Source organism: Scandinavium lactucae (genome assembly GCF_033843265.1).
GTDB classification, from domain to species: Bacteria; Pseudomonadota; Gammaproteobacteria; order Enterobacterales; family Enterobacteriaceae; genus Scandinavium; species Scandinavium lactucae.
In genome coordinates, this window is sequence record NZ_JAWXRD010000005.1 from 69,745 (window position 1) to 90,650 (window position 20,906).

Genomic DNA, 20,906 nt, shown 5'->3' on the forward strand with positions numbered 1-20,906 from the left:
TATGTCTGAACAACAAGCACAGGGCGCTGACGAAGTCGTCGATCTTAATAACGAACTGAAATCCCGTCGTGAGAAGCTGGCTGCGCTGCGTGAGCAGGGCATTGCATTCCCGAACGATTTCCGTCGCGGAAATACCTCCGACCAGCTGCACGCCGAATTCGGCGCAAAAGAAAATGAAGAGCTGGAAGCGCTGAACGTTGAAGTGACCGTTGCTGGCCGCATGATGACCCGTCGTATTATGGGTAAAGCGTCGTTCGTGACTCTGCAGGACGTGGGTGGCCGCATTCAGCTGTACGTGGCCCGAGACGATCTGCCTGAAGGCGTTTATAACGACCAGTTCAAGAAATGGGATCTGGGCGATATCCTCGGCGCTAAAGGTAAGCTGTTCAAAACCAAAACCGGTGAGTTGTCCATCCACTGTACCGAACTGCGTCTGCTGACTAAAGCCCTGCGTCCGCTGCCGGATAAATTCCACGGTCTGCAGGATCAGGAAGCGCGCTACCGTCAGCGTTACCTGGATCTCATCTCTAACGATGAATCCCGCAAAACCTTCCAGATCCGTTCCCAGATCCTGGCCGGTATCCGCCAGTTCATGGTGGGTCGTGGCTTTATGGAAGTGGAAACCCCGATGATGCAGGTGATCCCGGGTGGCGCATCTGCGCGTCCGTTCATCACCCATCACAATGCCCTGGACCTCGACATGTACCTGCGCATCGCGCCGGAACTGTATCTGAAGCGTCTGGTGGTCGGTGGCTTCGAACGCGTGTTCGAAATCAACCGTAACTTCCGCAACGAAGGTATCTCCGTACGTCATAACCCAGAGTTCACCATGATGGAACTCTATATGGCTTACGCGGATTACAAAGACCTGATCGAGCTGACCGAATCCCTGTTCCGTACGCTGGCACAGAACATCCTCGGCAACACTGAAGTGCCATACGGCGAGCAGACGTTCGATTTCGGCAAACCGTTCGTGAAGCTGACCATGCGCGAAGCTATCAAGAAATACCGTCCGGAAACCAACATGGCCGATCTGGATAACTTCGAAGCAGCGAAGGCCATTGCGGCTGACGTGGGTATCAAAGTTGAGAAGAGCTGGGGTCTGGGCCGCGTTGTTACTGAGATCTTCGAAGAAGTTGCAGAAGCGCACCTGATTCAGCCAACCTTTATCACCGAATATCCGGCAGAAGTGTCTCCGCTGGCACGTCGTAACGACGAGAACCCGGAAATTACCGATCGCTTTGAATTCTTCATCGGCGGCCGTGAAATCGGCAACGGCTTTAGCGAGCTGAACGATGCAGAAGATCAGGCGCAGCGCTTCTTGGATCAGGTGAATGCGAAAGCCGCTGGCGATGACGAAGCGATGTTCTACGACGAAGACTACGTGACCGCACTGGAACATGGCCTGCCGCCGACCGCAGGTCTGGGTATTGGTATCGACCGTATGGTTATGCTGTTCACCAACAGCCACACCATCCGTGACGTTATCCTGTTCCCGGCAATGCGTCCGACCAAGTAAGTTTCAGTGAAAGTAAAAACCCCGAAGTCTTGGCTTCGGGGTTTTTTTATGCCTGCTGTGTCGCGAAACGGGTCAGTTGGTTTCGCATCTGCGGTGAGCCAGCCTGTAACACCATCCACGGACTGAAAGCCCAGGGCGTGGCATCCAGCGAAGCGAATATTGCCTGAGGCGAGACCCAGCGGCCTTCAAGTACCTCATTCGGATTGAGTTCAAGCGTGTTCGTCAGGCGGGCGGCGTAGACCGGGCAGAGTTCGTTCTCGACGATACCAGACGGATCGGTTTCGCGGTAACGAAACGCCGGGAGCACCGACGTTATATCTGCCAACTCAGCGCCCACTTCGAAACGGCAGCGGCGACGTAACGCTTGTTCAAAAGTTTCACCTTCCTGAGGATGGCCGCAAACTGAGTTGGTCCACACACCGGGCCAGGCTTTTTTCGCCAGCGCCCGACGGGTCAGTAACAGTTCGCCCTGATCATTGAACAGCCAGCAGGAAAATGCCAGATGCAGTGGGGTAGATGCATGATGAGCCGAATGCTTTTCCTGCGTGCCGCAAATCTCACCCTGATCATTGACTAAAATCACATGTTCTTGCTTGCTCATTCCCTCTCCGGACTCAACGACCCAACCTACGGGTCGGGTCTATTATACGACAATCTCTAACGTCCTGAATGCCCAGAGCGGCAGAGAAGCCTGATACCAGGACGTATCCGCAGTTTTTGTCAAAACACCGTTCATCAAAAAGCATGCTAACCATTGGCATACGGGTTATGGCTGGTATCATATGCCATCCGTTTGACTGACACCGAGGACTCGCTTTGAGAGCAGGACGCCTGATGAAACACCCGATACGCCTATTTCTGTGCCTGTTTATTGGGCTGGTTCTGGCTGGTTGTTCCGGCAATAAATCCGGCTCAGACGGGGTCTACACCGTTAAACGCGGCGATACCTTATATAAAATATCGCGCATGACCGGAACCAGCGTGCGAGACCTGGCCAGCATGAACGGCATTTCGCCGCCGTACACCATTGAAATCGGGCAGCGGCTGAAGGTTAAAGGCAGTTCGGGCACGAAAAAATCTTCTGGCAGTAGCCGTACAGCAAAGGTAACGCCGTCCTCTGCGGTACCGCAGTCGTCATGGCCACCGGTGGGACAACGCTGCTGGCGTTGGCCGACGAGTGGGAAAGTGGTGATGCCGTATTCCACGGCCGATGGCGGTAATAAAGGGATTGATATCGCGGGCTCTCGCGGTCAGCCGATTTATGCCTCGGGCGCAGGAAAGGTGGTCTACGTCGGCAACCAACTGCGCGGTTACGGTAACCTGATCATGATTAAGCACAGTGAAGATTACATCACCGCGTATGCGCACAACGATAAAATGATGGTCAATAACGGTCAGTCGGTGAAGATAGGCCAGCAGATTGCCACCATGGGCAGCAGCGATGCCGATTCGGTGAAGCTACACTTCCAGATTCGCTATCGCGCTACCGCCATCGATCCGCTGCGCTATTTACCGCCGCAGGGCAGCAAGCCGAAGTGCTAATCGGTTATATTATCGCCACTTAGACGCAGAAAGGCTTGTCAATGAAGGTGTTAAGTCTATAATGCCTTCACCCCTTTCACGGGGACGCCTTATGCGGGTGTAGTTCAATGGTAGAACGGTAGCTTCCCAAGCTGCATACGAGGGTTCGATTCCCTTCACCCGCTCCAGTTTTCACTTCAGAAGTTAACTGTCTACTCAGAGTATACCCATTCAGCTATTTTATTCCGTTCCGCGCCAACACTGGGATTAAAGAATAAAATCTTGCTAAAGGTGGCTTATTTTATACGGGACATCGCATTTCTAAATTTTCTACGCCAGCGGTAGGGCATGATATGAAGACCCTGGCTAACCAATTTACCACTGTGTCCCTGTCCATACCGAAGCAAGGTATCGAGGATTTTATCACTGCGGATAAGTGCCGACTCAATTGAGTCTGCATCAATGTTGTGTGCCCCCAGTAACGCTCTTAACTCAGCAATTTCTTGCTCAAATGCCCGACGTTCAATGCGTGTTTGTTCAATCAACAATGCGAGATGATGATTCAATGTAAGATCCTGGTCTAACTCAGTTGTGGGCATGAAACTCTGCCAAAATTTATTGTTATCATCTATTTTTGGACCACGAGTCATAGTAATGTGCTCTTTTAAAGGTGATTTTAAAATTATATTTAGTGGTTCGCCCACCAGATGTAAATTAACCTAATCTATTAGCATTAAATCGCTAGTTATTTATTGTCATGGTTGAATTTTAAGGTATTTAATTCCAAACAATAACTTGATGCTATTAGTTCGTATTACGTTAATTTTCACTTCTTTATTCAGTGACGTATTCCTTCCCGCGTTCATTATCCGCAGGCACACACCAGTTTCAAGTCCAAAAACAGATGATATGTGGTCTTTTACACCAAGCGACATAGGAGCTAACCAGCAAAAGCAATGATCAAAATTGACTATTTGTTAACTTGGAATATAATGTTTGGTAGACGAGTTATGGACTTGCTATTAATTTTATTTTTACATCCATTAATTCGCTACTTACCTTTGAGTTAAGCAAGACAAACATTGTTAACCTACCTTTTTTTGTAGGAGCCATGGCGGGAGAAAGAGCACATGACACTTTTATTTGATTCCTCTGAAAAAATATACTCATCGATAGACTTTAGCCTGTTGAAAGAAGAATTTCTTACCGTAGGTCGGGAGTTGACTATACAGGCAGGTATGACTATTAGGCCAAAAAAAAACGAGATACTGGTTGTTTTATCAGGTCAAATGACAGTCTCGGCGAGTCAAAATCATGAGCTGATATTAGGGCATACTTTTCCTTTTATGCCAATCGGGTTATTAGAGCGAAATTATAATTTACCACTCTATTACCATGCAGAGAATGACGTTGCTTTCGTCCAGTTAACGGAGGAAGAATTTGATAAAATCGTCTTTAGTGACCCTCAGCACGCCGAGTTACTCAGCCAAATATTGCTGTATATGTCCACGACGTTGATCCACATATATTATGAGCGAAATAATGATTCAGGATATGCAACGATACGGGAGATGCTTAAACGCTATTTATTTAAGAGTGAAGACGGCACCCTCAATGACGAAGGTATAGCTTCGTTCATCCTCAAAAGAACCCGGCTGTCACGAAGTTATGTTTTTCAGATTTTATCTGGGCTAAAAGCAGGGGGATATATCACAGTAAAGAATGGGAAGTTAGTTTCAATCAATCGCGAAATTCCGAAACGTTTCTAACGATAGAAATATTAATTTATTTCTTGATTGCGAATTTGTTCGACCCTCTAAATGCTCACCCAACCTGCATGTATTATGGTGTGGTGAGCAAAATTCGTTATCTTCACATCAGGCTCATTTGGCCACTGCATTTCCAGCCATGGCGACAGCCGTTGGTGAAACGGACCATGCCGGGCTAATCCCGCCAAAATCATTCAGCGACTGCCATTTTATATCGCAGCCACCCGCCGTCGGACACCACGGCTGAGTCCGGGTTGAATAAGGTGCAACCATACCGGCATTTCGCACAGGTTTATTGTTCACATTCATATCAAACAGGGTCACGTAGTAAGGTGTCGGATTGCGAACCACCACATTGGCCCCCTGACGTTTCCACTGCAGCTGCTCATAAGCATGAATGGCATCCCCTGGTAACCCAGCAGGACGGTAAAACAATTTAAAGGTTGAGCGTACGGCTAGTTGCACGCTGTTCGCCGCCGGTTTACCGCCAGGGATCGCGCTTATCCCCAATCGATACAGCGATTCACGGTCAGCAGGAAGCGTCTGACAACTTAAACATTCCAGTCGCAATTGGCTGCTTTTACCTGCACCGAGTAAAAAGAGGGGTGGGGTAATAACAAAGGGCATATCGCTATTACTCGCGTTGCCCGGCTTGTCGCTTACGCTACCCGACATATCTGCACCCGTATCGGCAATCACCACAGATTTAACGAGAAAAGCTTCTTTTCCCGTATTTTTGACACCAACACTTTTGGAATGATCCGCTCCAGAGAGTACAAAACGCGTGCCGCCCACCACCAGACCGGCGTGCCCTTGTGTTGAAAACAGGCCGACAGTGGCGATAACGCCTACTATCAGGCTATGTTGAAATGTGTTCATAATAACCTTTGCTTAGTCATAGACCAGTTTGAAAGCCACCGTCGTGTCAGCCCGGCCAGCCTGAACAGCTGTACCGTTGGCCGTATACAGTGCATAAAATTGTAGTGCAATGTCTGTTGCAGTGGCATCAAGCGGGTAACTTTTTGACAACGTATTCACCGGGATTTGTAATTTGTCTTTGTCCATCAACTGAATACCGATGCCTGTTGCTCCGCCTTTCGCCAGGGCATAAATATCTGGTTTGTTAGGGTCGGGTTTACCAAAAAAACCCACTGACACGCCAGGGGCGATGCCATTACAGCCTTTCAGATTAATGGTGAACGGCGTTGAGGGTAACCCTTTTGTCGTGCCATTAATAAAAACCTGACTGTCCACCTTACCCATATCTACCGTCATGTCGTTAGTCGAGACGGTACAGGTATTCGCCGTAATCTTGCCAGACACATTAACCTCCCCATCATAAGCATGACTTATTCCGGCAGGAAGTAACCAGCCAATCACAATGATAAGCTGGAACAGGAAAGGCAAATGCAGACGACTTTTGTATGCATTTTGCATTGAATCGGGTCCTATTGATAATAGAGGTCGAAGTACATGACAGCATTACCTGTACCCACCGTCACTGGAGTAGCTGTTGCCTCATATTGCAAGGTGTAAGTCAATGTATTATCGCCAGCCTCTAATGCACTGTCAGCCACGAGCTTCATATTCAGAGGTATAGAGACATAATTAGTGAAATCACCCCAATCAGGTTGGCGAATCCTAATGCCCACATTTTGTGCCACCCCAGCTTCCTGCGTCAATTCAAGCAATTGCCCGTTACCCGGAACGCTTTTACCTATAAACATGATCTGCGCTTCAGTAACCGATGAGGAACAATTCTTTAGAAGAATATCAAAGGGGACAGGGTTGCTGACATCACCTTTATTAGCAAAAGAGGCAGCCTGAACGCTCCCAAGGGCGACATTAATCGTCTGCGTGTCGGTACTGATATCGCAGGAACCGTCAACGATATTTCCGGTGACATTAATCGTGCCGTCATAAGCCCAGGTTTGGCTGGATAATAAAAGTGCCGAACCAGTGGCCATAAATAAAAGACCTTTAAGGCTAGTACTTAGTAAGGTTTTATACTGCATAACTTCCTCTATTGGTAAGCCAGGTCAAAATACATGACGGCATCTGCGGAACCCGCCGTCACGGTGCCAAGCGTTGATTTATAACGTAACTGGTATTTTAGATTATTATCACTGGCGATATTCAGCGACTTAACCGCTGTCGCTTTACCCAAGGGGATGGGGTCCCCGGTCGTTTCATCGATCACTTCTACCCCAACGCCGGTTGCAGAGCCGGTATCCTTGGTGATTTGCAGCAGGTCAGGGTTATCTGAATCGCTGGTACCCGTGAAGGTTATCGTTGCCCCTGCCACACCTTCGTCGCAGTCGGTCAGAGTGATGACGAATTCTTTTTTAGGGCTTGCATCACCTACCTGGGTAAACAGACCCGAGAGCATATCACCCATAGGAACATTCAAATTTTGCGAGTCGGTTCCCACAGCACAGGCGTCAGTGGTCACCGTTCCGGTAATAATGAGGTTTGGCGTTCTGTCATCAGCAAACGCCCTCATTCCCCCGCCAATGAGAGCGAGGGGAAGTAATATAGATATCGTAAACAGTTTCATTGGTAATCCAACTGTAAATAAGATTGAGCAGTATAATTACCCTTGGCTGGTTGATTGGCTCCCAGCCACACGGGTGATATCCCAAGCGTTGCTGCGCCAGTGCCATCTTCACCCAGTTGAATAGTGCTCACTGAAGATGCATCGTTAGGTACAATCGGTTGTCCATTGTTTCCGCTGCCAGCAGTACGGTCTACGAGTTTTACCCCTACATCAGCATTCGATGTCGCCAGATTAGAGGCATAATTCGTCGCATTAGTGCCATGTAAGGACATTGCGACTGTGCCTGCGCCGCCACCCTGACATTGAATAGGAACACTCACCGTTTTTTCATTGAATCCATGCGGCGAATTACCCGCACCGCCTTTTACGAAGGCGCTACCGGAGGCAGAACCTAGATCCACGTTTACGGTCTGCCCACTGTTTACCGTACAGGACTGCGGAACAGTAATCGTGATATTGGCAGCAAGATACGTAGTTGAGACAACCCCTGTTTGTGCGCTACACACTTCTTCTCCGTAACCCGGAGTGGACTTACAGATAATAAGTTTATCGATATTCATCGACGGGAAAGTATGTACTCCAACGGGCAGAGTATTCAGCAGCTTAACCGAAAAATGATAGTCCCGTGCCGGTATGTTATATGAGCCATCGGCTTGTGCGGTGTAACCTTCCAGTTTGTAAGTGGATTTGTAAGGCGTATACAGTAATCCATTAGGGGTAGATACCGCCGATGCGATATCAACACAATTACCCCCCGTACAACTTTTTTTATAAGTCCAGGTTGGTTGTGAGGTCGGCATCGGAGCATAGGCATTATTAGAGCACCACGTATTATTCCCGCTGGTGTCACATTCTTTTATGCCTACCTGACCGTTTATCAGGGTGGAACCGAGTACAAAAGGCACGGTGGCTTCGGTGGAACCGCCGACGATGTTATCGCTGGAGTGCAGCGTGAAAGCAAGATCTACCGTTTGGTCAGCAATTGCCGGTAAACATATAGACAAAATTAAGATAAGTAACTTACGCAAGTGGTCACCCGGTATCAGTTTGGTTATGTAACGTCGGAGCATCGCGCCTAAAAATATTTTGGCGATCACGCTCAACCTGTTCACCGTTATTTTCCGTCGGCCTGATAGCCGTTCTTATTAGAAAGAGCGTCTATAAGGCCGGTAAAATGTACGATGATTCGATAGCGCACTGGGCGCTATCGTTGTCGTGTTTTAATTGAATCAGATCTCAAAATGTAATATCAATTACAGGCAATGGTCGCCCGTACAATAGATTGAGTCAGACTGTCTTTCGGTAATTGATAGTTGGCCTTACACTGTTTATCTGCACTATCTCCCCACTGAGCCGTCAGTTTCCCGTTCAATTGCAGACCGGAAAGATAAACTTGCCCATCATCTCCGACGATGCCAGCATTGTTGTTTTCTCCAGTGCTTACCGTCGTCCCAAACGGCAGGGGTTTACCGTTATGGGTCATGATTAACATTGCGCGGACACCGACTCGGGCTTTAAATGATGCCTGAACCAGTGCGCCTTTCGTCGGCACTACCGTGGTTACCGCTTCATCAATATCGGTGTGGTCGTTAAGGGTGGTGGTATCTAATGCGATTCGGTTCAACCGATAATCATTGCCATATGGCAGGACCGCGTAACCGCGCCAGTCCGTCTTGACGCCTGTCTGGTTCTCAACATCGATACCTTTCGCACCCGGCGCAGCCACCAGAATATTGGTTTCCCCCAACGGTTGACTCAAAGTGACGCCATGCTGATGCACCACAACACCGCCGGAAAGGCCATAGTTAAGCTGACGATAACCCTTGCTGTAGCTATAGCTGACATTGCTGTTACCGTAGGCGCCCTGATAGTTCATTGACGCCATACCGTTATAGCCCTCACCATCATGATTGCTATAACCCTGCTGAACGCTGTAACTCAGGTTGTTGTCTCGTAACAGTGTCCCACTGATACCGGCCTGCTGAGTCATTTTGCCTTCAGCATCGACGTTACCGCTGTAAGTCGCATACGTCGCATTGTGAGATGACCCTTCATCGCCACCCGGCATTAACCATTTACTGATCGGTAACGACACATTAAATGAGAAGACCCGATCGGCGTGTTCTTGCTCGGTTGCTTTGTTGTAGCTGTAGTTCAGGCCATAGTTGATATCTTTCCAGACACCGCTATACCCTACCTGCAATAACGACGTGGTTTCGTCCGTGTGCCAATACGACTGGTTACTGGCCGTGATATATATTGAGCCTTCTTCCCCGATGCTTTGAGAGAGATTAAGCTGTATTTGGCCGCGCTTGGTATAATAGAGATTGTAATAATCGGAGTAGGTTGGTACATACCCCGCCTTATTCTCATCATTTGGGTCGTTATACCCTTCCATCATTTTAAGGGTCGTATCTTCAAGGGTATAATACCCTTTGGTCGAGTAACGATACCCCAGCAACTGGAAGTCAGTTCCCCAAGAGTTCAAGGACTTCGCATACAGGAAACGTACGGACGACCCATGATGTTCGCTATCATCGGCCAGCACGCTGTTTGCTTGCGTCACATCGACAGAAAGCCCGCCCCATTCACCGAGGTTTTTACCGACGCCTAAAGCCCAGGCATTATAGTTCTCGGAATATTGCGCCCCGCCATAGAGAGTAAAGCCTTTTGATACCCCCCAAATAGCCGTGGCCTGAACAAAACTTGGGTCATCTTCATCACTGCTGCCGCTACGGAATTTACCGGCGGTCAACGCATATTTCACCCGCCCCTCACGCTGTAGAATCGGCACGGTGGAATAAGGCACGGTGAAGGTGTTAATGCTGCCATCTGCTTCCTCGACGCTGACGGTAAGGTCACCGCTCGACGATGTCGGATACAAATCATCAATAACAAACGCGCCCGGAGGAACGGAAGTCTGATAAATCTTATAGCCGTTCTGCTTGATGGTAACCTGAGCATTACTTTTCGCAATACCGCGGATAGTCGGCGCAAAGCCTTTCATACTGTCCGGCAGCATATTGTCATCTGATGCCAGCTGCACACCGCGGAAACCAAGACTGTCAAAGACATCTGAAGACGTGTTGCTGTCACCCGCCACCAACTCACCTTTAAGGGCGATAATGGTTCGCTCAATATAGGTGGAGACATGCTGCCAATCGTGGGTCGCATTCTCACCATGTTTGCCGGTGCTATAGTTCCAGTTTGAGGTATCACGCAGACGCCAGGCACCAAAATTAAGCCCACCGTTCAAGCTCAGAAAGTAGTTATTGGTGGTCGAATCACCCTCATTATGGCTTCCGTTAAAATTGTAGTTCAACAGAAATGCGGGAATCCCCTGATCCCATTGTGAGGGGGGAATATACCCTCGAGCCGAATTGCTGAGCGCTGCTTGCGGGATACTGATATCCAGTCGTAAGTGCTCGAAATCCAGCGATGTACTGGCATCTTTGATGGCTGAAGGTAAGTCGACGCAATCATCCGGGGCTAATTTCGCCAATTCCGGAAAAGCCTTGATAGCCACACCCATAACTTCCAGATTTTTTACCGTAATGCAGGCAACAATCCCGGTGCCATCAGACGTCGTGGTTTGTTCTTCTGCATTATTCGAGGTGTCGGAAACGGGTTGACCGGCGGCAGCAGCGTTATCTGCATCCGCGTTATGAACTTCCGTGCCAGACGATTTAGTGGTTGCGGCATTGAAGGTTACATTCCGACGGGTAATGTAGTTATTATTCAGATAAACATCTACCCGATAATTCCCAGGCGCCTGTTGGTTTTTCTCGAAACGTGACAAATCTGCCACGCCATCCGTACTCGCGCCATTCAACCCTGTCAGAAAAGCAGGGTTGAAGTAGTTATCCGCGAATGCGCTGAAAGGGCTTAATGCTAAAAGTAATGACACGGCAACAGGTGTTTTACGCAACAACCTGCGATGTGCGCTCATCCTGTTATTTTTTGTGAATATATTATTTGTGCGAACCATTTATATCTACCGTGTCATATATGTTATTGCTTTGAATAAGCAATAAAGTAAAAGCCAATCGATCAAGCCCTTATCATCACCAATTAAGACTCTTCCCCGGTATCAGCTACCTTGGCATGTAATTTGTTTTGATGCCGCACCATAATCATTAATAGCGGTATATTTCACAGTACCCAGGCCACTCCCTGATGCTTTAACCGTGACCGAGCTTTTAGGCGGGACCATAGTATTTGGCAGGGTGGCGGTGCCACTGTACAGTTTGACTAAAGAAACATAATAAGGTGATGGGTTTTTCAGTGTTACCTGGTTACCTGAACGGCTACAAGTTAAAGACGTTTCCGCCTGAGTTTCTGTTGTATTCAGTCCGTTAGGACGCCAGAACACTTTGATCACACTTTCTACGGCAATCTGAAGAACGTTAGCACCGGATACTTTTTTGGGGTCAACAGACGGAATCGCTCTGCTGTGCAGATAAAACACGGACTCCCTGTCTTTAGGTAAAGCAGGCCCGGCATACATCAGTCGTAACGTATTTTCTGATTTTGCTTTACTGACAAATAAAGGTGGAGTCAGAACAAAGTCGTTTATTTTTTTACTATTCGCGTCAGCTATCCACGACTGAATTAAAAAACTTCCTGATTTTGTGGTGTTACTCAACGAGATCGAAGTTTCCTTTTGACCTTCATGATAAATCATGCGGGTTGCTCCCAAAGCAACGCCTCCCGCACCGGCCGCATGGGCAGTGATGGTTGAACAAAGTAATGCAGTTCCTGCCAGGGAAAGCCACAGGGTCATTGGTTTAATTTTCATAGTTAATCCACTGTTACGAAAAAAGAAATTGGATAATTAGTTTTAAAACAGCATCCCTGACAAAAAGATGAAACCTGATTAATAAAATTGTTATGGGTAATACAGAGAGAAATAGACAACGGCGCTGGCATCACCCCCTTCCACAATTCGGTCGGTCGCACGATACTTAGCCATTAAGGGTACTGTAACTGTTCCATTTTGCAGAAGCGTTAAATGTTGGGCTTTTGTTTCAGGAACGATCAAGCTACCGGAGCTGTCAAATATTCCGATCCCAACACCCTTTGCTGCCTCCGGGCCTTCACCGGCATGAAAAACAAGCGGGTCTTTTCCATCCAAAACACCGGTAAATATCATTCCCACCTGCTGGCTGATTTTGGTATCACAATTCACTAATTCGAGAGAAAATGCGACTGGGTCAGCCCAGCTGCCTAATTCTTTAAATTGGTTGTTTCGCACTTGCCCCATGAGTACCTTTTTATCTTCACTTTCGGTACTAACGGCGCATGCCCCCCCGATGACTGAACCGGTCATATGGACCGTTCCCCCGGGAAGAATTACGGTATGGGCTATCGCTCCCCCACCACACAACAAAGGTAAGAGAAATACATATCGCATTAAATTGCCGATCATCATCCTGAGCTTCTCTTAACTTTAGAAAATAAGGAGGCCATCCTGAATGGCCCTTTATTACATTCCTTGTAGTTTATCGAAACTTAGTTATAAGTGATGTTGAAAGTCGCATCAGCGTCAGCAGCACCCGCAGTCGCGGCACCACCGGTAGCAACAAACTGCGCGTTGAACGGCAGAACGTTGGTACCATCGACCAGCGTAATTGGAGAGCTCGTCTCGCCGCCATTTGGAGTAATCACTTTGCTATCGCTCAGGATCTGGATGCCGACGTTGGTCGCAGCGTTGCCCGGAGTGGTGATGCTGCTCACAGCCAGCGCAGTCGGGTCAGTTGCATCTACAGTACCGTTGAAGGAAACAGCTGCAGTGGAAGCCGCCGTGGTAGAACAATCATCCAGGGTGATATTGAACTGTTTAGTGTTTGCGATGTCACCAGCCGCTGCCAGATCGGCCATTTTTACCTGGCCCAGCTCAACAGTCTGCTCCTGGCTACCGGTATCTACTACACAAGCAGCATCAACAACTTCACCGGTGAAGTGAACGGTGCCACCAGCAACGGTGGTGCTGGACGCAGCAGCAAACGCACCAGCAGAAGCGAACGATGCGGTAGCGATAAGGGCGACAGACAGTGCTTTCATTTTGAACGACATTGTTAAATCCTTAAAAGTAATAATAGCTATACATTTATTTATGTATAGGCTCTTGAGTGTTTTCTTAAGCCAAACAGGTAGTAAACGTGTTCTAACTCAGGAGGTCATATTTTAAGCATGTTGTCAGTTTTTGTAAGTCCGCTTATTACACATCCGCAATCCAAAAATGGACGCGTTACTTTTTTTCCCAAACGGGTAAAAGCAGGGGGGCTCAGTAGTAAATTATATATTTCGATTTCAGCCTTATAAGTAAACGAAGAGTCCATTAGTGGATTGGTTGATCGGTGATATTGGACGTTTTTGTGGTCGTTGATTCTGTAATATATAAAGCAGTGACCTATCTCTTTTTGAAGAATATTTAGAAACACTGAGTCCACTCTGCAACTGCTAAATGGAAGGATGGGAGGTAATTACCGCTCCGTTCACCGGCCAAATGAGTATTTTAAACCTAACTTTTAGAAAATGGCGTCTATTTTATAGGTTGCAACTATTTGTTATCGCTGAAAAGCAAAATCTCAGCACTCAAAAATTTAACAGCTGGATAATCCCATGTACAACATTACTCTAAATGCTAAAGCCATCCGAAGACTGGATTTAGCCTGCTTGCTTCTGGCATTTGGATTGGCAGGGTATTTTCTCACTTTTTTACATATCGGATGGTTGAGTAACGGAGGAACAGGTTCAGACCTCCCTTATAATTTATTGGCGTGGTGCTTTACATCGTTAACGTGTGCGGCCTTTTGGATTGTTCGTCCTTCAACATCTAAAATGGTAATAACCCCATTACTATCCTTGCTGCTTATCGGCGCTGTACTGATGAGTTTACCATTGATGTGGTCGCCATCTTCGGCCGCATTTTATAATGCGTTACCAAGGATTGGCGGTTTATGGGCCGGGATGGTTTTTTTTCTGACGATCCGCCAGGCTCCTTTTACGAAAAATCATAAGCTGCTTTTACTCTATAGCCTTACCGGTGCAGGTGCGATAGAAGCCATTATTGTATTAGTTGAATTGTACGGTCCTACAGACTGGTTACCTGTTATCTGGCAAAAACTTATTGATAAGTATGGCCGTGGGGGGGTAGGAGTCTTTCAACAAGTGAATGTCACCTCCAGTTTTCTTGCGGTATCATTGGCATCCAGCTTATTTCTTTTCGCATTCAAAGATAAATCAACAGAGACGGTTAGATTCGAAAAATTCCGCCTGTTGAGCCTTGCTGTAATCGCTATCCTGGTGTCTTCAGTATTGACCCTTGTCTACTCTCGAGTTGGTTGGTTAGGCGGGATTTGTTCTATTGCTGGCATCTATATCATGCTAACGTTTAGCCAGTATAAGAATGAAAGTCGGTATCAAATCTTTATACTTTTACTGCCAGCTATCGGAATAATAGTAGGTTATAATTTAATGCACTTTTCAGTGGGGCAGGCACTGGCCGCGCATGCCGGATCGAATAAACAGCGAATTTTAACGCTGTATCATACCGTCATCTATGCCAACAAATATCCTGTTTTAGGTTATGGTGCAGGTACGTATGAAGGTGGTTATCAATCATTTATGGCAAAACTCCTCGATGGCAACTTATCGAGAGAATTAATGAGCCATCCCCATAATGAACTGCTTTATCAGTATGCTGAGGGAGGCGTTATTGCTTTAGCTGGCGTCCTGATTTGGTGCTGCCTATATATTAGATTATGGTTGCGGGCAAAAAATGTTACCCAAATTGCTGCTCTTTTAGCAATGTTACCCCTGATCTTGCACACACAGGTTGAGTATCCATTGTATTACTCTGTACCTCACTGGGTCATGTTGTTGATACTCATTCGGCTTGCAGATGATGAAAAAAAAATAAAATTCGAACAAAGCAATAAACGCCATTATGCGTTGGTGGGTAAATTTGTTTTAGTGCTGTTGTCTTTGTATGGGGCAGTGATTTCGTTTCAAGCCAATGAAAATGCAAAAGTATTGAGTAAATTCGAAAGTAATGAATTACCCACGGGGGCATCAATCGCCGGTTTGCGCGTCTCCTGGATTCAGCATTTACGATATGAAGAGGACAAAAACCTGGCTCGTTTGATTGACTTTCAGCAGACACATGACACTGAATCTTTACTTTTTTTTGTTAAAGAAAATGAAAGAATCATTTCTGTTCACCCCTGTCCTGAGCTTTATAGTAATCAAATTGCTGTCCTCAATTATTTGCATGAATATAAAAAAGCCAAACAATGGCTGATGCGCGCGAGATACACGCTTCCCTGGATGACAGAGTTTCAATGATAAAGATGATAGTGCGAATAAGAGAGTGTGCTTGATTCTCTAAAACTACGACTACAACGATATCAGCGAGGTATGTTTTCTCGGAAAGCGCCTGTTTCTGGCTATTTTCCCAGTAGTTTCCATCTCGACTCATATTCTGCTTGATCTGATACTGCCACAGTAACGGCCTGCTTGTACAATGACTGCCCTGGACGCAGCGGAACATCACTCCGCTTGGTTTGCCGCGCGCTTCCCATGCCACTTCCAGCGCTTATCTGTCCAGATTTACTTCACGTCTGCGCAACACACCTGATTTGGCTCTGTCACTGCGAACTGCCGCTCAAGGTGATTCGGGGGGATAGAAGACCACCGCGTTTATAGTGATGGGGATCAGTCGGCAACTGACGCGTCCCAGCGATTTCATGAGCCTGCCGGCATGCACCTGTTTGAGCTGAATGTCAGCACTTTGGGTCCACAGTAGTTGATAAAATATTTTTACCGGTGAGAGGCATACTGGCATATGGCGCGTTTCTCTGACTGGCACCGAGTGTGAACGGGTGTGGCAACTGCTGGGATACTGATACTAATAAACTTTCAAATATTGGATCGGACTGACCCATGTTCGAACTGGCTTCATTGTGAGGATAGGAACTGTCTCCTGTCAGGGGGAGTCCATTAAATTAAATACGCGAACCATAAATTTATATTTAAACGCATCCGGTATTCTCTTGAACATACCTGAAAATTCAGGCGGGTGGCATGAGTGTCTTATATGAAGGTTATCTTGATCCACTAATGGACTTAGCTTTCTTTACAAATCTTGGCATACTTTTGGCATGTCACTTAGGCATTAACTAGTGACTTTTTATTGACGCTTAACGGATAGGAAGTTAAATGGGCCTGCATAACTCAGGGCAACATTTTCATGCTTATTATTCGTAAAGGTGTTTAAGGAAATTTTTGCAGCTCGGGATGAATGTTTGATTTCAAAATCTCCTGATTGAAATCATTTTGTCCGGCCATCAACGGCTGTGCGGAATGTCAGGGAGTTTTACTGATGATTCATATTTGTCATGAGATGTAGAAAGCAAAAAGATTATTTTGCGCAACGGTGTTTAATGAAATTACATTGGCACCATTGTGGCGAATAAATATTGATTTATAAAGGATATAAAATGAAAAACATTGCGCGTATTGCCGTACTCACAGCTCTTGCTCTGTCCACCGCATCAGCATTTGCTGCGGATACCGTAGCTAACGATTCTGCTTCCTGGAATGTCACTGCAACCAAAGACAGCACTGCAAAACTGGTTGTGACTCCGCGTGGCTCAATTGATTTCCAGTATGCGAAAAGCACTGACGGTACTACCGGTAACTTCAACCAGGCACAGGCGCTGTTTGATGTAACCGTTGATAACACCGGTATGTCTGCAACAGCATTCAAACTGGAAAGCCGTGCTAACGCACAGAAATCTGTACAGGATGCGAACGGTGCTTCCATGGACGTCATCTTAAGCGCCAACGGCACTCCGCTGGAGCAGGATACCTGGACAGTCCTGAACGATGAGACTAACACGTTCCATGGTCTGGAAACGATTTCCGGTCTGTCTGACGGCATTGAAAAAGGCAGTTCTTACTTTGAAGCACGCCTGGGTAACTTCACCGATGCTACCGGTGCAACTGTTACCGATGCAAGCTTGATGCCAGACGGCATTTACTCCGGTGTTGTGACTGCTGAGTTCCAGGCAACCTGGACTGCTGACGACGCTGCATAAGCTAAATATTTGAGCCGCCATAACGGTTGACTCAAATTCCATTAAAAAAGGAACCCTTTAGGTTCCTTTTTTTCCGCAAGTTTACAGAGATTATTTTTATGCTCTTAAGTCAACCTAATAATTTTTTTCGCGACTCATTCACTATGGGAACATTGTTGACCACACTGTTCATTTCAAGTCAAGTTATGGCTATGGGAATCAGTGCGCCGACAGCTGAGATTAATCCAGCCACTAATAAAGTTTCGATAGCCATTGATAACCCGGATACCAAATCAGCGCACCTGATTACTATCAATGTTGATAAGATCGATTCTCCCTATACTGGAAAATCTCTCAAGCGCGCCAATGATGAAGTGCTTTACACACCATCAAAGCTCCTATTATCACCAGGGCAGAAAGCACGTATTCAATTTAATTACAAAGGCCCGAAGGATGACACCGAACGCTATTATGCAATTAAGTGGCAGGATGAAGCTATTTCCTCAAGTGACCACCCTGATTCGCAAAAGGTAACACAGGTAATGGCTGTGGCGAAAATTTCTACTATTTTGGTCGCCCCACCCATAAATCCAAATTATTCGGCGAAATATGATTCGGGTAAAAATGGTATCACCAACTCTGGGAATGTTTCCTTTAAAGCGGTGGCTTACGGGGACTGTATTAAGCCAAGTCCAGAAACGAATAATATTTGTCAAGAAAATAGTTATGTGGGTCCAGGCAGAGAATATGTTTTCAAGATGGTTAAAATTAGTAGCAAACACTCTTCTCTTGGATTCTGGCAGGGTAACGATTTTAAAACGGTAAATAAATAATATTTCTGGTTTGTAGCATGCAGCTCAGTCAGGAATACCCTCTGGTTAAAGGAATTAAGTTATGCTTAGGACAAGATATTCTTTATTTTTCTTGGGGATAGTGTCCTCCGTTGCTATCCCGCACTCAGCGGTTGCAGCGGAAACATCCGGGGGCATATTGCTGTCACCATCCTTAAAGGCGGTATTAAGCAGTGGTCTACCGGTATCATTATTAATTAAAAACACAGATAAAAATGCCAATGATAATGATCCCAATCAAAAGAATGCTGCTCTTCGAGCGGTAGGTACCCTGACGCTTGTTACAAAAAGTGATGATCTTTTCATCGATCATGTAGACCTGGATGAAAACCTGAATTATGACCTTAGCGATGATTTAAAACAGTCGTTGACCGCGATTAAAGATCTGCCTGTAACTAATCGCATTATGACGTTGCCAGGGGGATCTCAGTTGACATTCGACCCTGTCACTATGCAGGCGGTTCTGGAGGTCAATCAAAATTCCTTTGATATACAAAAAAAAGACCCCTATCTACCAGCGGTAAATACAGGTCTGAGTGGTATTGCCAATTACAGCATTAATGCCTATGACGGGAACGACAGTGACTTTGAAGCGAATATTACGCTGAATACTGTGACTTCTTACAATGAAAGCCATTTCTACCTTGACGGTGAATTTGATACCTCTGATAACGACGTGGAACTCGACAGGGCCTTGTTCGAACGCGATTTCAAAGGCCGAAATGTTGAAGTGGGATACGTTGACGGCTGGGGAATGCAGTCTTTCGCCCAGGTTTCTACGCTTAAAGATCAGGTGTTTTACGGTGCAAGCTATGGCAACTACAGTAACGCTCTGGTTGATAGCTCCGCCGTTTCGCTAATCCCGATTAACCTCTATCTTCCCTCTGCGGGCGAAGCGCGCGTATTTCGCAGTGGTAGGCTGATAGACATCCAGCGTTTCAGTATGGGGAGCCACCCGCTTGACACTACACGCCTGCCGGGTGGGACCTACAACGTCACGGTAAAAATAATCGTCGGAAACGATGAGGTTTCTTCACGCCAGTACCGGGTCAGCAAGCCAAAATCCACTGACAATCATAACGGTGACGGCGGAATAAACTGGCAAGTTTGGGGCGGGGTTTCCGCCTACGACCATGATTACAACAACTACTACACAGACCACCACGAACTGGATGGCGACAAACAGAATCATCCTGACAGCCATTACAGTAAAGAACGTGAAGACGAAGATATTGATGCGATGGCGGGGGTGTCGCTGGCAGGCAATGTTGGCGACCTTCAGTGGCTGACCTCTCTGTACCAGAAAGGGCCTACCTTCGTGAATGAAACCAGTCTGGCCTATTCACCCATTGAACAACTGAGTCTCGCAGTATCAACCGCTATTGCCACCGATCATACCAGTTCATTTGCCCCTTCGATCAGCTACGCCTTCCCGGTTGTTACGCTTTGGGGCAACTATGAAAACACCCGCGAAGGTAAAGAACTGGATATTGACGAGAATAAATTCTGGACGGTTGGTGCGGATGCCAACCTGGAAGAACTGGTCGATCATGCTGGCTCTCTGAGCTACAGTTACGAAAAGGATCTTCCGTACAGAAATAACGATAAAACAACACGTTATACCCAGTTTGACTATACCAATAACCTTTACACCAATTCCTGGGGCTCAATTCAGCTCCATGCGGGGATCAATATTCGCGACGATGGTGACGATACCTCGCGAGATAAATACGTCAGCCTGAACTTCTCTCTGCCGCTGGGCAACAGCGTTTCAGTGGGAGTATCTAGTGACGAGAATGGCAGTAGCCTGGATCTCGCTTATGACAAAGAACTCGATGGTTTTGTGAATGGTGTAGGGGCTTCTTCAAGCATTGCCCTAAATAACAGTCAGAGTAATCAGTCTACTTACAACGGCTATGCTAACTACGAAGGAAAATATGCGCAGGGTACGGTCTCCGTTCAGGGCACTGGCAGTGACAGCGTGAGCGCGAGCCTGACCAACCAGGGCAGCGTGGGCTGGGGAAATAAATTTGCGGCCAGCGGCACGCAGGGTACCAGCGGGGTAGTTATTACCCTACCCGAAGATGTCACTAATAAAGATCTCAACGCGGTTATCAATGACACACCGTACCCGCTGCACAGCGGCAACAACCTGATTTCACTCCCGGCGTATAAAAAATACAACGTACAGGTCGTCAATAGTGAGAATGCGGAAAATAGCTACCAGGTCAATACCGGTAAGAAGAATTTCACGCTTTATCCAGGCAACGTGGTGGATATGAGCGCCAACGTGAAAAAAACGGTAACGGTATTTGGCCGCCTTGTTGATGAACACGGACAGGTTATTGCCCGTACTAAGCTACATAACCATATCGGTAGCACCGTTACCGATGACGAGGGCTATTTTGCTATCGACATCAATAAACACTATCCAGAGTTTATCGTTCAGCAGGAAAATAAGCAGGATACCCGGCTTGATATGAGTAAAACGATGGGTGCCAGCAAAGATGGAGCTATGTGGATTGGTGATGTTTCCTGCTTCGGCAATCAATGCAAAATAATTGGTTAATAACTCCTTTTTACAGCATGAACAAGACGCCTGTCTTG

Annotated in this window: 18 protein-coding genes, 1 tRNA gene and 1 pseudogene; 8 read left to right on the forward strand and 12 right to left on the reverse strand. The window is 46.8% G+C overall.

Features of this window, described 5'->3' with window-relative positions:
- Position 1 precedes the first annotated feature (1 nt).
- Positions 2–1,519, forward strand: coding sequence for a lysine--tRNA ligase (gene lysS / locus SIK69_RS06350; RefSeq protein WP_319628515.1), 1,518 nt, complete (start codon positions 2–4; stop codon positions 1,517–1,519).
- A gap of 46 nt (positions 1,520–1,565) precedes the next feature.
- On the opposite strand, the gene idi is transcribed toward lysS, so the two are convergent.
- Positions 1,566–2,120, reverse strand: coding sequence for an isopentenyl-diphosphate Delta-isomerase (gene idi / locus SIK69_RS06355; RefSeq protein ID WP_319628514.1), 555 nt, complete (start codon positions 2,118–2,120; stop codon positions 1,566–1,568).
- A gap of 233 nt (positions 2,121–2,353) precedes the next feature.
- Here idi and actS point away from each other — a divergent pair, with 233 nt between their 5' ends.
- Complete coding sequence (actS, locus tag SIK69_RS06360) at positions 2,354–3,061, forward strand: amidase activator ActS (RefSeq protein WP_319628513.1); 708 nt, start codon at positions 2,354–2,356, stop codon at positions 3,059–3,061.
- 93 nt (positions 3,062–3,154) lie between these two features.
- Positions 3,155–3,228, forward strand: a tRNA-Gly gene (locus SIK69_RS06365).
- A 108-nt stretch (positions 3,229–3,336) separates the two neighbouring features.
- On the opposite strand, the gene SIK69_RS06370 is transcribed toward SIK69_RS06365, so the two are convergent.
- Positions 3,337–3,690, reverse strand: coding sequence for a hypothetical protein (locus tag SIK69_RS06370; RefSeq protein WP_319628512.1), 354 nt, complete (start codon positions 3,688–3,690; stop codon positions 3,337–3,339).
- A 480-nt stretch (positions 3,691–4,170) separates the two neighbouring features.
- Between SIK69_RS06370 and SIK69_RS06375 the strand changes: the two genes are divergently transcribed.
- Entirely contained in the window at positions 4,171–4,809 is a 639-nt protein-coding gene (locus tag SIK69_RS06375; RefSeq protein WP_319628511.1) for a helix-turn-helix domain-containing protein, read from the forward strand.
- A gap of 114 nt (positions 4,810–4,923) precedes the next feature.
- On the opposite strand, the gene SIK69_RS06380 is transcribed toward SIK69_RS06375, so the two are convergent.
- The 9 genes from SIK69_RS06380 to fimA all read right to left on the reverse strand — a co-directional run bounded on the left by SIK69_RS06380 (position 4,924) and on the right by fimA (position 13,429).
- Complete coding sequence (locus tag SIK69_RS06380) at positions 4,924–5,688, reverse strand: fimbrial biogenesis chaperone (protein ID WP_319628510.1); 765 nt, start codon at positions 5,686–5,688, stop codon at positions 4,924–4,926.
- 12 nt (positions 5,689–5,700) lie between these two features.
- Positions 5,701–6,246 (reverse strand): fimbrial protein, encoded by a 546-nt coding sequence (locus SIK69_RS06385; RefSeq protein WP_319628509.1) that lies wholly within the window; start codon positions 6,244–6,246, stop codon positions 5,701–5,703.
- Between the two features lie 11 nt (positions 6,247–6,257).
- Positions 6,258–6,824 carry a fimbrial protein gene (locus SIK69_RS06390; RefSeq protein ID WP_319628508.1) on the reverse strand — a complete coding sequence of 189 codons (567 nt, stop codon included), beginning with the start codon at positions 6,822–6,824 and terminating at the stop codon, positions 6,258–6,260.
- 8 nt (positions 6,825–6,832) lie between these two features.
- Positions 6,833–7,366: a fimbrial protein gene (locus SIK69_RS06395; protein ID WP_319628507.1), complete on the reverse strand. Its 534-nt coding sequence runs from the start codon at positions 7,364–7,366 to the stop codon at positions 6,833–6,835.
- Positions 7,363–8,463, reverse strand: a complete 1,101-nt coding sequence (locus SIK69_RS06400; RefSeq protein WP_319628758.1) for a fimbrial protein — start codon at positions 8,461–8,463, stop codon at positions 7,363–7,365. The genes SIK69_RS06395 and SIK69_RS06400 overlap by 4 nt, the downstream gene beginning before the upstream one ends.
- A gap of 152 nt (positions 8,464–8,615) precedes the next feature.
- Entirely contained in the window at positions 8,616–11,354 is a 2,739-nt protein-coding gene (locus tag SIK69_RS06405) for a fimbrial biogenesis usher protein (RefSeq protein ID WP_319628506.1), read from the reverse strand.
- 102 nt (positions 11,355–11,456) lie between these two features.
- Positions 11,457–12,164, reverse strand: coding sequence for a fimbrial biogenesis chaperone (locus SIK69_RS06410; protein ID WP_319628505.1), 708 nt, complete (start codon positions 12,162–12,164; stop codon positions 11,457–11,459).
- 90 nt (positions 12,165–12,254) lie between these two features.
- The gene (locus SIK69_RS06415; protein ID WP_319628504.1) at positions 12,255–12,797 is read right to left on the reverse strand and encodes a fimbrial protein; all 543 of its coding nucleotides are present in this window, start codon (positions 12,795–12,797) and stop codon (positions 12,255–12,257) included.
- A gap of 80 nt (positions 12,798–12,877) precedes the next feature.
- On the reverse strand, positions 12,878–13,429 hold the full coding sequence (gene fimA, locus SIK69_RS06420; protein ID WP_445582678.1) for a type 1 fimbrial major subunit FimA: 552 nt from the start codon (positions 13,427–13,429) through the stop codon (positions 12,878–12,880).
- 561 nt (positions 13,430–13,990) lie between these two features.
- Between fimA and SIK69_RS06425 the strand changes: the two genes are divergently transcribed.
- A complete protein-coding gene (locus SIK69_RS06425; protein ID WP_319628502.1) occupies positions 13,991–15,715 on the forward strand; it encodes a PglL family O-oligosaccharyltransferase in 1,725 nt (574 codons plus the stop codon).
- Between the two features lie 100 nt (positions 15,716–15,815).
- Here the strand turns inward: SIK69_RS06425 and SIK69_RS06430 are convergent.
- A pseudogene (locus tag SIK69_RS06430) lies at positions 15,816–16,130 on the reverse strand (transposase domain-containing protein); the annotation flags it as partial.
- 739 nt (positions 16,131–16,869) lie between these two features.
- Here SIK69_RS06430 and SIK69_RS06435 point away from each other — a divergent pair.
- From SIK69_RS06435 to SIK69_RS06445, 3 genes are all read left to right on the forward strand, one after another.
- Positions 16,870–17,469, forward strand: a complete 600-nt coding sequence (locus SIK69_RS06435) for a common pilus major fimbrillin subunit EcpA (RefSeq protein ID WP_319628501.1) — start codon at positions 16,870–16,872, stop codon at positions 17,467–17,469.
- A 155-nt stretch (positions 17,470–17,624) separates the two neighbouring features.
- The gene (locus SIK69_RS06440) at positions 17,625–18,281 is read left to right on the forward strand and encodes an EcpB family pilus assembly chaperone (RefSeq protein ID WP_319628500.1); all 657 of its coding nucleotides are present in this window, start codon (positions 17,625–17,627) and stop codon (positions 18,279–18,281) included.
- 61 nt (positions 18,282–18,342) lie between these two features.
- Positions 18,343–20,868, forward strand: coding sequence for a CS1-pili formation C-terminal domain-containing protein (locus tag SIK69_RS06445; RefSeq protein ID WP_319628499.1), 2,526 nt, complete (start codon positions 18,343–18,345; stop codon positions 20,866–20,868).
- Positions 20,869–20,906 lie beyond the last annotated feature (38 nt).